The sequence below is a fragment of the Hymenobacter sp. DG01 genome, assembly GCF_006352025.1.
Classification (GTDB): domain Bacteria; phylum Bacteroidota; class Bacteroidia; order Cytophagales; family Hymenobacteraceae; genus Hymenobacter.
The window spans coordinates 1,996,371-2,009,625 of record NZ_CP040936.1 but is presented as its reverse complement, the minus strand read 5'-3'; the positions used below and the strand labels follow the sequence as shown (position 1 = coordinate 2,009,625).

Below are 13,255 nucleotides of genomic sequence, written 5' to 3'. Positions count from 1 at the left end.
AAACACTGGTTCTTCTGCGAAACCAGCGTACCATGCTGAGGTCGGTGCTAGCAGTCTCTTACCAGAGGAAGGAGAGTAGGGAGGTAGCACACACATATCTAGCCGAGAATCTCTGGCAAGCTGTTTACTTGCAGCCCCACCTTCTCCCTCATCTTATGCAGGCTGCCCACACGGTATTCCTTGTCCGCCCGACGCGCTTTACGTTCAACCCCGAAACGGCCCACTCCAACCACTTTCAGCAGCCGCTGGCGGGGCTGGATCAGGAAGTTATTCAGGCGCGGGCCTTCACCGAGTTTGATGGGGTAGTAGCCCGCCTGCGCGCTGCTGGTGTGCGGGTGCTGGTGTTCGAGGATACGCCTGAGCCCCACACGCCCGACGCGGTGTTTCCCAACAACTGGGTAACTTTTCACCCCGATGGGCGGGTGCTCCTGTACCCCATGTGCGCCCCCAACCGCCGCCTGGAGCGCCGCCCCGATATTCTGGAGGCGCTGGGCCGTCAGTTTCACATCCGGGAGGTTATAGATGTATCGGGGCAGGAGCACGACAACCGGTTTCTGGAGGGCACGGGCAGCATCATCTTCGACCATCTGCACCGCATTGCCTACGCCGGGCTGTCGGTGCGCACGGAGGCCCGGCTGTTTCGGGAGGTAGCGGCCCGGCTGGGATACGAGCCGGTGGCTTTCCGGGCCTACGATGCCGCCGGCCAGGAAATCTACCACACCAACGTAATGATGTGCCTGGGGGCGCGGTTCGCTGTCATCTGCCTGGAAAGCATCCGGGACGAGGCCGGGCGCGCGGCGGTAGAGGCCTCACTCACGCGCACCGGCCACGAAATAGTGGATATCACCCTGGCCCAGGTGGCACGGTTTGCCGGCAACATGCTCACGCTACAACCCGCCGAGGGGCCCGAACTGCTGGCTATGTCGCAAAGCGCTTACGATGCCCTCCGGCCTGAGCAGCGCGCTGCCCTCAGCCGGCACGCCCAACTGCTGCCCCTATCCATCCCCACCATCGAAACCATTGGCGGCGGTAGTGCCCGCTGCATGATGGCCGAGGTATTTCTGCCGCCGCGAAGGTAGGTGGTACGGCGGTGCTTCTGAGGCGGGAAAATACTTGTAAGTATATGATTGTCAATTAGTAAATATTGAATGCAAGGGAGCTATATGAGGTGGGGCGGTGTTATAACTAGCTATGACCCAAACCCAGCTGTTTCCCTCGCTCGATATTCTGACCCCCACTCCGGAGCCGCGCCAGCACAGCGCCAAGCTGTGGCTGCCCAAGCGCGTGGTGTTTACTCCCGACGCCCTCGACCAGCCCTTCGGCCAGCAGATGCTGGAGCGCGTAACGGCTCAGGGTCTGGAGGTGGAGCTGCTGAAAAGCAACCGCCTGACGGGCGTGCGTGGCGAAGATGCCCGCGACACGTACCGCCGCGCCAAAAGCACCCTGGCCGTGGTGTGCGCCCCGCCCAGCGCCCTGCGCCTGCAGCCCACCCCGCCCTCCGCCGACTGGCAGATGAACCTGGCCGAAGGCTGCCCCGCCCACTGCCAGTACTGCTACCTGGCCGGCAGCCTCGCGGGGCCGCCCGTGGTGAAGGCCTTTGCTAACCTGCCTCAGCTGCTGGCAAACACCCAGGCCTACGAGCAGCCCGGCCGCGTCACCAGCTTTGAGGTAAGCTGCTATACCGATGTGCTGGGCATTGAGCACCTCACTGGCTCCCTGGCTGAGTGCATCCGTTACTATGGGCAGCGCGAAGGAGCGCACCTGCGCTTTGTGAGCAAGTATGACCACGTTGATTCCCTGCTGGGCCTGCCCCACCACGGGCGTACCCGGGCCCGCTTCAGCCTCAATGCCGAAGCCGCCGTGCGCAAGCTGGAGGGCGGCACCGCCTCGGTGGAGGCCCGCCTGCAGGCCCTGCGGAAGCTGGCCCTGCCCGTGGAGCAGGGTGGAGGGGGCTACCCCGTGGGTGTGGTACTGGCCCCCATCATGCCCCTGCCCGGCTGGCAGGACGAATACCGCCACCTGCTCGATAGGCTGGCCGCTACCCTCGACTTCCCCTGCGACCTGACGGCCGAGTGCATTACCCACCGCTTTACGCCCGGCTCCAAGGAGGTGCTGCTGCAGTGGTACCCTAACACGTCCCTGGATCTGGAGGAAGCTACCCGGGCCGTAAAGCGCAATAAGTTTGGGGGCACCAAATTCGTGTACCAGCCCACCGATATGCGCACGCTCAAGGAGTTCTTTTACCAGGAGTGGCAGCAGCGCTTCCCGAACGCACCCATCCTGTACTGGACCTAAGCTGGGGCAAGCTGAAACAGCCAGCGCGCCTGACCTGGAGGGCTGGCTGAGCTTGTTATAACCGCAACCGCTCCGGGCCAGCCGTTCAACGACGAGGTGCGGGTACGCTTCTCTCACCCCAGCAAAAAGGCCACCTGCTGAAGCAAGTGGCCTTTTTGTTGGGGTGTAGGGTTAATGCTACTGTACGGGGGTAGCATCCAGCTTGAGGCCGAGCACGGCGCTGGTATGGTTGCGGACCTGCTCCACCAGGGCCGGATTATCGGCCAGGGACTGACCAAAGGAAGGAATCATCTGGCGCAGCTTGGCCTGCCACTCCGCCGATTGGGCCCGGTCGGGGAAGCAACGCTGCACCAGTCCCAGCATAATGCTGACGGCCGTAGAAGCCCCGGGCGAGGCGCCCAGCAGGGCGGCAATAGAGCCATCGGAGGCGGCTACTACTTCGGTACCAAACTCCAGGATGCCGCCCTCTTTCTCGTGCTTCTTGATAACCTGCACACGCTGGCCGGCAATTTCCAGCTGCCAGTCTTCGGCCCGAGCCTCGGGCAGGTATTCGCGCAGGGCTTCCAGCCGGTCGTCGGGCGACTGGCGCACCTGGTTGATGAGGTATTTGGTGAGCGGAATGTTTTTCAGGCCCGCAATAATCATGGGGCGCATGTTGCTCAGCTTCACCGATAGGGGCAAATCGAGGTAGGAACCCTGCTTAAGGAACTTGGTGCTAAAGCCCGCGTAGGGCCCAAACAGCAGCTCCTGCTTGCCGTTAATCACGCGGGTATCCAGGTGGGGCACCGACATAGGCGGTGAGCCCACGGCGGCCTTGCCGTACACCTTGGCATGGTGCTGGGCAATGATGTCGGGGTTGACGCACTTCAGCCACTGCCCGCTTACAGGGAAACCCCCGAAGCCTGAGCCCTCCGGAATGCCTGACTTGATCAGCAGGGGTAGGGAGCCGCCGCCGGCCCCGATGAATACAAACGGCGCCCGGATTTTAAGCGAGTTGCCGGTGGCAATATCTTCGGCCTTCACGCGCCACAGCCCATCTTTCTGGCGCAGCTTCTCCACGTTGTGGTTGAAGTAGAACGTCACGCCCGGCTTTTGCTGCAGCAGCGTGAACATGCCGCGGGTCAGGGAGCCGAAATTTACGTCGGTGCCCAGGTCCATGCGGGTGGCGGCCACGGGCTGCTGCGGGTCGCGGCCGTGCATCACCAGAGGCATCCAGCGCTCCATCTCCTCGCGGTTCTCCGTGTACTCCATGCCCTGAAACAAGGGCGACTGGGTCAGGGCCGCGTGCCGCTTGCGCAGAAAGTTCACGTTCTTATCGCCCCACACAAAGCTCAGGTGCGGGATGTGGTTGATAAAGCGCGTCAGCTCCTTTACGGCGTAGGTTTCGGCCAGAAAGGCCCAGAATTGCTTGGACTCCTCAAACTGCTCGGCAATTTTAACGGCCTTGCTTATGTCAATGGAGCCATCGGCCTTCTCGGGCGTGTAGTTCAGTTCACAAAAAGCCGAGTGGCCGGTGCCCGCGTTGTTCCAGGCATCGGAGCTTTCGGCGGCGGCCACGTCAAGCCGCTCAATGATGGCAATGGTCAGATCGGGCTGCAACTCTTTCAGCATCATGCCCAAAGTGGCGCTCATGATGCCCGCCCCAATCAGGACTACATCGGCAGATAGGGAGTCAGCGGGTTCGGTAGTGCTCATGCGTATTTCGGAATAGGACTTACGAAGTACGGGGAAAGTCGGAAAAGGTGGCTTTTGTTGCCGAAGAAACTGCTTACCCCGTTGCAGGCGGTCGGCTAGGCGCCCGCAAAACCACAATACCGCATAACACGGCCCGGTAGGGGCACGTTCCGTGTAAGTACATGATTAATAGACTGCCGGTTGAGCCAGGGGTAGGGCCGCGGTACTCTTTGTTTCAACGAAGCCGCAAAGCCCCGGGTTGTGCGGCAAATGCTGCGCCCGAGCTGCGGTTGGGGCTTTAGGAGGCCGCGGCCGGCCGCCGCAGAGCCCGGAGCAGAAGCATCAGGGACTGAAAGCAGTCCGCCGCTCGCGGGTAACTACCCCAAAGGGCACAAAAAAACCAGGCTGCTACCCCTGGTTTACTGGTGAGCCAGGTTTAGGCGGCCTCGTTGCTGGCGGCCTGCCGGGCGGCGTGATATTGGGCCACCAGTGGGGTACTGGCTACAATTACGGTAGCGTAGCCCTTGGGCATTTCGGTGTAGAGCAGGCGCACCTGGGGGTTAGTCCACTGCTGGGCCGAGGTGGCCGCTACCTGCCCGGGGCCGTAGGTGCGGGTGAGCAGGCTATAGATGCCCTGGCAGTTGGCAGGGCCCAGCACGCGCACTTCCACGCAGCAGAGCAGACCTTTGTAAAAACCGTAGCTGATGCCCGTAACGGCGTAGCCACCTATGGTCAGGGCTTCGTCGGGGCGGGTATAGTAGCTGATCTGGGAAGCGGCCGCCCGGCGCTCAGGCACCAGGCGCTTAAACTGCTTGAGTGGGGTGCCCAGCCAGGCCGCGCGCAGGTCGGCGGCCAGTTCCTTCCGATGCACGGTATTAGCAGCCGCGGGCGGAGCCGGGGCGCCGGTAGCTGCCTGTACGCCGCTGGGGGCAACACTGAGCAGGGGCAGCAGGAAAAGGAGGCAGTGCTTCATGAGCGGGCACCCAGGACCGGGCAGCTTGAGGGGCTGGACATCGAAGGGCGGAAGGTACATAAAAGTGCGGGGCAAACCCGCAGAAAATTTGCTTTTTGTGTTATAAAGCTCCTCCGCAGTACAATACAAGGCCGGTAGCCTCCGGGCCAGCCACTCCCTGACAAACAGACGGTTGCTACCCCGCCCTGGGCGGGGCCGCCCGCGCCCCGCCCAGACCCCCAACGCGGTTTTGCCGTAAAATGCAGCCGACAGCCCGTTTTCCGGATTTCGGGGCGGGCCCCGAGTTGTCACCTCTATTCCCTTACACAAGATGAATCTGGCTGGAAATACGGTATTGATTACGGGCGGCGGCTCGGGCATAGGGCTGGCCCTGGCCGAGCGGTTTCAGCAGGCAGGCAGCACGGTTATAGCCGTGGGCCGCCGCGAAGACAAGCTCCGGGAGGCGCAGCAGCAGTTGCCCGGCCTCCACATCCGGACCTGCGACGTAGCCCAGGCCGCCGACCGGGTGGCCCTGGCTGAGTGGGCCCGGCAGGAGTTTCCGCAGCTAAACGTGCTGGTGAATAACGCGGGCATTCAGCGCCGCTTCCAGCTGACGGAGGAAGAGGACTGGGAAACCCGCCGGCAGGAGCTGGTTATCAACGTAGAGGCGCCCATTCACCTGACTACGCTGCTGATTCCGCACCTGCGAACCCAGACCAATCCGGCCATTATCAACGTTACGTCGGGGCTGGCGTTTGCTCCCATGGCCCAGGCTCCCATATACAGCGCCACCAAGGCGGCCCTGCACTCCTTTACCCTGTCGTTGCGGCACCAACTGGCGGCTACCCCCATCCGGGTGCTGGAAGTGGTGCCCTCGGCCGTAAACACCGACCTCGGCGGGGCCGGCCTGCACACCTGGGGCGTGCCCGTGAATGATTTTGCCGACTCCGTGATGCAGCGCCTAGCCGCCGGCGAGCAGGAAGTGGGCTACGGCACCTCCGAGGAAATCCGCCGGGCCTCACGGGAGCAAATCGACGCCCGCTTCCAGCTCATCAACAACCGCTGAGCCGGCGGCTACTCCACCTGCCAGCACAAAGCCCCGAACCGCTATCAGGTCAGCAGTTCGGGGCTTTGCAGTTATCAGAGGGGTAGGGCCTAGGCGGCGGCCTCCACAACCACGGCCGGGTGCAGGGCCTGCCACTCGGGCTTGAGCATGCTCATTTCCACCAGGCTCCAGTACTCGCCTTCGTACTTGAGCACGTCGCGGGAGCAGCCCTCGCGCTGCATGCCGGCGCGGGTGTAGGCCCGGATGGCGGCCTCGTTGAAGCTGTACACGCCCAGGTCGATGCGGTGCAGGTGCAACTGCTCGAAGCCGAAGCGCAGCACCTCCGTGAGCATGCGGGCGGCAAAGCCCCGGCCCCGCTGCTGCGGATCAATAAACACCCGGCTCACGCGGGCCGCGTTGTTTTTCTGGCTGATGCTGCCCAGGGAAATATGACCCACTACCGCCTCGGTAGTTGTGTCAATGGCCTTGAAGATAAATACATCCGAGGCGCCGGGCACGTTGCTATCCTGCAGGTACCAGTCCAGCTTGTCAGGGTTGAGGGGGTAGTTGAACATGGGGCCCGACCAGTTCATGAGCAGGTGGGGCGAGTCAATCCAGGTAATAAGTTGATCGAAGTCAGAGGGGGTGAAATATTCCAGTCGGATCATGCCATAGGAGAGCAGCTTACTTCTTCTGGAAATAGTACCATAAGTGGCTGCATAATCTATAAATATAAGGTATAAAATACGATTTTTGTTCAATTTAGTAGCGGTTATTCCTCTATTGGCGCTGGGGTAAATGGCTGATCCGGGGCTTCTACCAGGGTGCGGCTTTTGGGCAGGCTGTGGGGGTAGTGCTCCTGTATAAAATGCACCAGCTGCTCGCGCACCGCGCAGCGCAAATCGAAGGCCCGGCTGGAGTTGGAGGCACTCACCAGGCAGCGCAGCTCCAGGGTCCGCTCCTTGGAATCGGTGACCTGCAGTACGCACACGCGCCCGTCCCAGAGCGGGTTTTCTTCTACCAGGCGCTGCAGCTCAATCCGCACGGCCTCTACCGGAATGGTGTAGTCGGTGTACAGAAACACGGTGCCCAGTAGCTGGGAAGTGGTGCGGGTCCAGTTCTGGAAAGGCTTCTCAATGAAGTAATTGAGTGGAAGCACCAGGCGGCGCTCGTCCCAGATGCGCAACACCACATAGGTAAACGTAATTTCCTCTACCCGGCCCCACTCGCCCTCCACCACCAGCACATCATCCAGCCGGATGGGTTGGGTGAAGGCAATCTGGAAGCCAGCCAGCAGGTTGCTGATGGAGCGCTGCGCCGCGAAGCCCACAATCACGCTGGCAATGCCGGCCGAGGTGAGCAAACCCGTCCCGATTTTGCGTACCGTGGCGAAGCTCATGAGTACCAGCGCCGTAGCCACGAAAATGATGAGCGTGACGGCCAGCTTCTTCACGAACTGCAGCTGGGTGAACAGCTTGCGCACCCGCAGGTTGTCGTCGTCGGTGAGGCGGTAGTGGTGCTGCACCAGGTCCTCTACCACGTCCACGGTCTTGACCAGGCCCCAGGCAAAAGTGGTGAGCAGGGCCGTTTCCACCAGACGGCGGGCCACCTCCAGGGCACGGTCTTCGAGGCGGGTGAGGGGTAGCACGAAGGATAGCACCAGCACCGGGAAAAACCAGGCGCTGGGCTGGCTCAGGTGTTGCAGCACCGACTGGGCCAGCAGAGCGGGCTCGCGCCGGTTGTAGGCCGCCAGCAGCCAGAAAGCCAGCCACTTCAGCAGCCAGCCGGCCACCAGGCTGCCCGCCACCACCCCAGCGGCGTGCATAATGAGGCGGAGCTGTTCCAGATCAGAAAAGAAGTCAGACATAGGTGCCGGCTCAGCAGTATCGGGCCGGGGCCGGGTGGCTTTTCTACCCCAAAGCCGCCCGAAAGGTTAGCCCGCTCCGGTGGGGTAGGGCTAACCTATCTGGGCCCCGCGCCGCTGCAACTCCTGCCGGGCCCGGGCATATCCCTCCGCCGAAATGGCCCGGGTAGCCGCCTCCAAAAAGGTAACCTGAAAGCCTTCCTGCAGGGCATCGAGGGCCGAGAAGTTCACGCAGAAGTCGGCGGCCAGCCCGCAGAGGTGCACCTGCCGCACCCCGCGCCCTCGCAGGAAGTCGGCCAGACCGGTGCTTTTGCGGTGGCCGTTGTCGAAGAAGCCGCTGTACGAATCGATTTCGGGGTTGGTGCCCTTGCGGAAAATGGCCTCGATGCGGTGCTGGTCCAGGGCGGGGCTGAACTCGGCGCCGGCCGTGCCCTGCACGCAGTGGTCGGGCCAGAGGGTCTGGGGCAGGCCGTGCAGGTCAATCTGCTCGAAGGGCTGGCGACCGGGGTGCTGGCTGGCAAAGCTCTGGTGTTGAGCCGGGTGCCAGTCCTGGGTGGCAACTACTAGGTCGTAGGTAGGCTGCAGCTCGTTGGCCAGGGTAATGATTTCGTCGCCGCCAGGCACGGCCAGGGAGCCGCCCGGCAGGAAGTCGTTCTGAATATCAATCAGCAGCAGAGCTTTCATGCAAAACATGAGAAAAATGGAGGAAGAGAAGGTTGCCGGCCCAAATTAGGAGGTCCGGAATTCGATTAGGGACGGAAGTGCAATAGCCCCGGTAGTATGCTATTCGTATTTTTTAGGACTAAGGTAATCGTGCTCTTGCTATTCCTTTCCCATGGACTTGTTACACCATCTGATATACCAAAGCGAAGCGGTAGCTCCTTTAACGGAGGCGGAGCTGGGGCGCCTGCTGGAACAGTGCTACTATCATAACCAGTTAACCCATATCACGGGCATCCTGCTTTTTGACGGGAGCCGTTTTTTACAAGTGCTGGAAGGCCCACCCCCGGCCGTAGCTGCCGTTTTCGGCCGCATCCGCACCGACTGCCGCCATACGGCCGTGCAAGTGCTGGCCGATGGCCCCGTGACGCACCGGCAGTTTGCCGGCTGGGCCATTGGCCTGGTGGATGAAGTGCGGACGTCCTCAACTCTGGCGTGCCGGGACCTGCCCGGCCTGCATACCGTCACGGATGCGGCCCTGTGGCTGCTGATCCGGGAATTTCAGGCCAACACCCGCCGCGCCCGCCGGTTGGTGGCCCCGTAAGGGGTAGGCGGCGCCCGTGGTAGCGGCAGGGCGGGGCTACGAACGGTTTTTCGTGCCCCCATTACTAGGCCGGCCGGGGCATGGGGGCGAAGCTGGCAGGATGGTTCAGGCCGAATTCATGCTACCTTGCGCGCCACGGGTAGCAGCTGCGCCGCCGTTGGCGTGGCTGCCGGCCCGGTTTGCGTATGACACTTTCTTCTACTTCGCGTATTCTATGCCTGCTGCCCCTGCTGCTGACCCTGGCCCTGGGTAGCCGGGCGCAGGGCCCCGCCCGGGCAGTGGCCGGAACTCAGGTGTGGCTGGTGCCCCCGGCAGGCTTCACGGCTACCCCGGGCCTGTCGGGCTTCCGGCGGGGCGAGGCCGTGCTGCAGGTGTACGACGTGAAAGGGGGGAACTACTACCGTCAGGCCGCGGGCTTCAACCAGGCCCGGTTTGCGGCGCGTGGGGGCAAGGTGCTGGATTTCCGGGAGGTGCCCGGCGCCTACCCCGCCCGCCTGGCCCGGGTGCAGCTCACGCCCACCCAGGAGTCGGTGCAGCTGCTCTTCGGCGACTCTACCTTTGCCGTGCTGCTCGACGCCCGCTACCCCGCCGCCGACACGGCCCTAGCCACCGCCCTGCGGCGCAGCCTGCTCACGGCCACCTACCAGAAAACCACCGGCCCCGACCCAGCCTCGCTGGCCGGGGCGGTTTTCCTGCTGGAGGAGCAAAAGTCGCCGTTTGCGCTGGCCGAAACCCGGGCGGGGCAGTACCTCTACACCCTGGGCGGGCAGCGCAAGCCCGACTACGGCCCGGAGCCCACCGTGACGGTGCTGACGCTGCCCTACAACCCCTCCCTTACCGCCGCCGACCTCAGCCAGCAGGCCCTGAGCCGCCGGGCGGGCCTGGCGGGCTACGCGGCCCGCAAAATGTCCTCGGCCAAAGTCAATGACCTGGTAACCTACGAAACCGAAGGCTTTGCTCAGTTGCAGGGGCAACGGGTGCTAGTGTATCAGCAAGTAAGCATCATCGGGAGTACGGCCGTTGTGATGCAGGGCCTGGCCCGTCAGGATTTCGAAACGGCGCTAGCTCAGTTTAAGTCCCTGACGCATACCGTCACGGCCCGCAAGAAGTAAGGGAGGCTATAGCCGGCTTGCCCTCAACCCTGAAAGGGAAACTGCGCCAGCTGCTCCCAGGGGCCGTTGCGGTACGCCCACAGGGTGAGGCCCGTGCCGGTAGCTTCAAACGGCTCAAACTGTGTGGTTAGCTCCTGGTGCAGGGCGCGGGCCACAGTGGGCTCTACTTTATTCTGCACCGTGATGTGGGGCCTGAGGCGCTGCTGATCCTGAGGGGTGAGCCAAGCAGCCCAGGCCGTTTGCAGGCTCCGGTGCAACTGCAGCAGCTCGGGGTTCTGGAGGTCGTAGGCCACGCCGCGGCCCAGAAACCGCAGCCCCGCAACCTGCAGGGGCAGCAGGGGGGTAGCGGCCGCAACCCGGCTCAGGTAGTCGGCAATGGCCGGTGCCTCGGGGCCGGGCAGGTGATGGAACAGCGTGACGTGGGCCTGCAGGTAGTTGCGCTCGGGTGGGAAGTAGAGCTGGCGCAGGGCGTTGAAGTGGGTCTGCGCGGCTTCATCCAGGGTAAGGGTCAGGATCAGGGGCGCATCGAGGGGTAGGAGCATAGCGAAATTTAGTCGGCACGAGCTTACTCTACGGCCATCGGCGCCGGGTGGCTGTTGCGGGTCATTTTCCTACCTTACCGCTATGCTTACCCCCAACCCTCGCCCCGACTACCTCGACCTGAACCGCGCCCTCTGGAACGCCAAGGTGCCTTACCATCTCGACTCCGAGTTTTATGATGTGGCGGGCTTCCGGGCCGGCCGTTCTTCCCTCAACGACATTGAGTCAGACCTGCTGGGAGAGGTAGGCGGGCGCCGGATTCTGCACCTGCAGTGCCACTTCGGACAAGACTCGCTTTCCCTGGCCCGGCTGGGCGCGCAGGTAACGGGCGTCGATTTGTCGGACGAGGCTATTGAGGCGGCCCGGCAGCTGGCCACGGAGCTGCAGCTGCCCGCTGAGTTTATCTGCTCCGATGTGTACAACCTGCCCGAAGTGCTGCCCGCCGAGCCCGGTTTTGATGTGGTATTTACCTCCTACGGGGTGCTGGGCTGGTTGCCCGACCTGGATCAATGGGCGGGGGTAGCGGCCCGCTACCTGCGGCCCGGCGGCCGACTGGTGCTGGTAGAGTTTCACCCGGTCGTCTGGATGTTCGACGCGCAGTTTACCCGCGTAGAGTACAGCTACTTCAACCGCGAAGCTATTGAGGAAACCACCAGCGGCTCCTACGCCGATGCCGCCGCGCCCCTGGCCCATCCATCCGTTTCCTGGAACCACGATTTGGGCGAAGTACTGGGCAGCCTCCTGCGGCAGGGCCTGGAGTTGCGGAGTTTTCAGGAGTATGACTACTCGCCCTACAACTGCCTGGCCGGCCTGCAGGAAACCGGGCCCGGCCGCTACCAGCTGGCTGCCCTGCCCGGCAAGCTGCCCCTGGTTTATTCCGTAGTGATGCAACGCCCCCACTAAGCCCGCGGGTAACGCCCTGCGAGCCTACCAAGCTATTGCCCGCTGCCGGCTACCGCGATGCGCGAGGTGCTGGTGCCGCCGGCCTGGTGCACGCGCAGCATGTAAAGACCCGCTGCCAGTCCGGCCGTAGGAAGCTGAATCAGGGGAGTGCCCGCCGCAGGCTCCCAGTGCCGTACTACCTGCCCGCGGGAGTTCAGCAGCTCCAGGCGGCTGGCCTGCTCCGGCGCGGCCAGTACCACCTTAATTTCGTCGCGGGCCGGGTTGGGGTAAGTGGTTGCTAGCCCGCGCGCCGAGGGGCCTACTACCTGCACCTGCGAGTGCGCCACGCTACCATCGGCATCGTGCATGGCGAGGCGGTAGTAGGTCAGGCTGAGGGACGCGCCGGGCTCGAAGGCAGAGTAGCGCTGACCCGTGGGCCGGTTGGCGGCCGCTACCCGCACTACGGGCTGCCAGCTGGTAGCCGTGGCGCTGCTTTCCACCTCAAAGTAGGCCGCGTTTTTCTCGCTGGCGGTTTCCCACTCAAAGCGCACACCGGTGCTACCGGCAGTAGCCGCGAAGCGCACCAGCTTCACGGGCAGGGGCAGAGCGCCCGGCATGCTCACGGCGTCGCCGCGGGAGCACCCGAAGGCCGAGCCGTAGGAGCGGCCCGAGTAGCTGCCGGTCAGGCGGTCAATCTTGTAGATAGTGCCGCCGTCGGCGTCCACGGCGTACACATTACCGTCGCGGTCCGTGAACATGGAGCCTATATTCTGCTGGGTCGGAATGGCCGGGCTTGGGGTGGTGGTTACGCCCCGGGGCGAAGTAGCCGGGTTGCTAATGGTCAGAAACTTGTCTTCCTGGCCCAGGTAGCTGATCAGGTTGCCCGTGCGCACATCGTACACCCAGTCCTGGATGCCGCCCTCGGGCACCGGGCCGCTGCCGCCGCTGTTCAGGTAGGCTTGCAACTGGGCCTGGTAGGTGGCCAGCACGGCGGCCGTGGCCGGGTCCGACGACGTATCGAGCAGGCGCCAGACGGGGCTGGCCGTAGTGAATGGACTGAGCTGCACTACCCCCACGTACAGGCGCACATCGGCCACCCGAAATCCGCTAAAGCCCAGAATAACCCGGCCCGTGACCCCGCCCACGTAGTACTCGGAGCCTGGCCCACCGTCGCCGATAAAGTTAAAGGTCTGGCGGATTTCGCGAAACACCGCTTCAAACGGCCCTACCGGCGAGAGGCCGGTGGTGGGCAGCGGTGGGGGCGTAACCGTGCCCAGGTTGGTGGCTGCGGCCGTGCTCAGCGAAATTCGGTACAGGTTGGGCGGGGTATCGAAGTTAGCCAGGGTCACGGGCTGCTGCACGTTCATGGCGTACACCGCCGTAGGGTCGGCCACGTCGCAGCCCAGCGCGTTCAGAATCAGGGGGGTAGTGCCATCCATAACGGTGGCGATGGGGGTCAGAGAACCATCGGTGTTCACCTGCTGCAGCACCGACGGGTTACCCGCACTGGCCGGACACGGGGCCGTAACGGCGAAGCTGTTGGTTGGAAGCTGGGCCCATACCTCGTATCCGCCAAGCAAAATAGAAAGAGTGAGTAGCGTCTTTTTCATTTTGAGAAAGGAGAAAA

General features: G+C 63.3%; 13 protein-coding genes. 6 read left to right on the top strand and 7 right to left on the bottom strand.

Going from position 1 to position 13,255, the window contains the following annotated elements; all coding sequences use genetic code 11:
- Positions 1-155 precede the first annotated feature (155 nt).
- Entirely contained in the window at positions 156-1,079 is a 924-nt protein-coding gene (gene ctlX, locus FGZ14_RS08485; RefSeq protein ID WP_139923264.1) for a citrulline utilization hydrolase CtlX, read from the top strand.
- 112 nt (positions 1,080-1,191) lie between these two features.
- The gene (locus FGZ14_RS08480; RefSeq protein ID WP_139923262.1) at positions 1,192-2,295 is read left to right on the top strand and encodes a spore photoproduct lyase family protein; all 1,104 of its coding nucleotides are present in this window, start codon (positions 1,192-1,194) and stop codon (positions 2,293-2,295) included.
- Positions 2,296-2,472: 177 nt separating this feature from the next.
- On the opposite strand, the gene FGZ14_RS08475 is transcribed toward FGZ14_RS08480, so the two are convergent.
- A complete protein-coding gene (locus FGZ14_RS08475; protein ID WP_139923260.1) occupies positions 2,473-3,990 on the bottom strand; it encodes a malate:quinone oxidoreductase in 1,518 nt (505 codons plus the stop codon).
- 415 nt (positions 3,991-4,405) lie between these two features.
- Positions 4,406-5,002 (bottom strand): hypothetical protein, encoded by a 597-nt coding sequence (locus FGZ14_RS08470; protein WP_139923258.1) that lies wholly within the window; start codon positions 5,000-5,002, stop codon positions 4,406-4,408.
- A 250-nt stretch (positions 5,003-5,252) separates the two neighbouring features.
- On the opposite strand from FGZ14_RS08470, the gene FGZ14_RS08465 reads away from it, so the two are divergent.
- Positions 5,253-5,987 carry an SDR family oxidoreductase gene (locus FGZ14_RS08465; protein ID WP_139923256.1) on the top strand — a complete coding sequence of 245 codons (735 nt, stop codon included), beginning with the start codon at positions 5,253-5,255 and terminating at the stop codon, positions 5,985-5,987.
- An 89-nt stretch (positions 5,988-6,076) separates the two neighbouring features.
- Here FGZ14_RS08465 and FGZ14_RS08460 read toward each other — a convergent pair whose 3' ends face one another.
- From FGZ14_RS08460 to pncA, 3 genes are all read right to left on the bottom strand, one after another.
- Complete coding sequence (locus FGZ14_RS08460; protein ID WP_139923254.1) at positions 6,077-6,634, bottom strand: GNAT family N-acetyltransferase; 558 nt, start codon at positions 6,632-6,634, stop codon at positions 6,077-6,079.
- A 104-nt stretch (positions 6,635-6,738) separates the two neighbouring features.
- Complete coding sequence (locus FGZ14_RS08455; protein WP_257883379.1) at positions 6,739-7,833, bottom strand: mechanosensitive ion channel family protein; 1,095 nt, start codon at positions 7,831-7,833, stop codon at positions 6,739-6,741.
- 90 nt (positions 7,834-7,923) lie between these two features.
- A complete protein-coding gene (gene pncA, locus FGZ14_RS08450) occupies positions 7,924-8,514 on the bottom strand; it encodes a bifunctional nicotinamidase/pyrazinamidase (protein WP_139923252.1) in 591 nt (196 codons plus the stop codon).
- Between the two features lie 151 nt (positions 8,515-8,665).
- Here pncA and FGZ14_RS08445 point away from each other — a divergent pair, with 151 nt between their 5' ends.
- Positions 8,666-9,094, top strand: coding sequence for a BLUF domain-containing protein (locus FGZ14_RS08445; RefSeq protein ID WP_139923249.1), 429 nt, complete (start codon positions 8,666-8,668; stop codon positions 9,092-9,094).
- A 185-nt stretch (positions 9,095-9,279) separates the two neighbouring features.
- Entirely contained in the window at positions 9,280-10,206 is a 927-nt protein-coding gene (locus FGZ14_RS08440) for a hypothetical protein (RefSeq protein WP_139923247.1), read from the top strand.
- Positions 10,207-10,229: 23 nt separating this feature from the next.
- On the opposite strand, the gene FGZ14_RS08435 is transcribed toward FGZ14_RS08440, so the two are convergent.
- Positions 10,230-10,748, bottom strand: a complete 519-nt coding sequence (locus tag FGZ14_RS08435; protein WP_139923245.1) for a 2'-5' RNA ligase family protein — start codon at positions 10,746-10,748, stop codon at positions 10,230-10,232.
- Positions 10,749-10,830: 82 nt separating this feature from the next.
- On the opposite strand from FGZ14_RS08435, the gene FGZ14_RS08430 reads away from it, so the two are divergent.
- Positions 10,831-11,649, top strand: a complete 819-nt coding sequence (locus tag FGZ14_RS08430) for a bifunctional 2-polyprenyl-6-hydroxyphenol methylase/3-demethylubiquinol 3-O-methyltransferase UbiG (protein ID WP_139923242.1) — start codon at positions 10,831-10,833, stop codon at positions 11,647-11,649.
- Between the two features lie 32 nt (positions 11,650-11,681).
- Here the strand turns inward: FGZ14_RS08430 and FGZ14_RS08425 are convergent, their stop codons facing one another.
- Entirely contained in the window at positions 11,682-13,238 is a 1,557-nt protein-coding gene (locus tag FGZ14_RS08425; protein WP_139923241.1) for a T9SS type A sorting domain-containing protein, read from the bottom strand.
- Positions 13,239-13,255 lie beyond the last annotated feature (17 nt).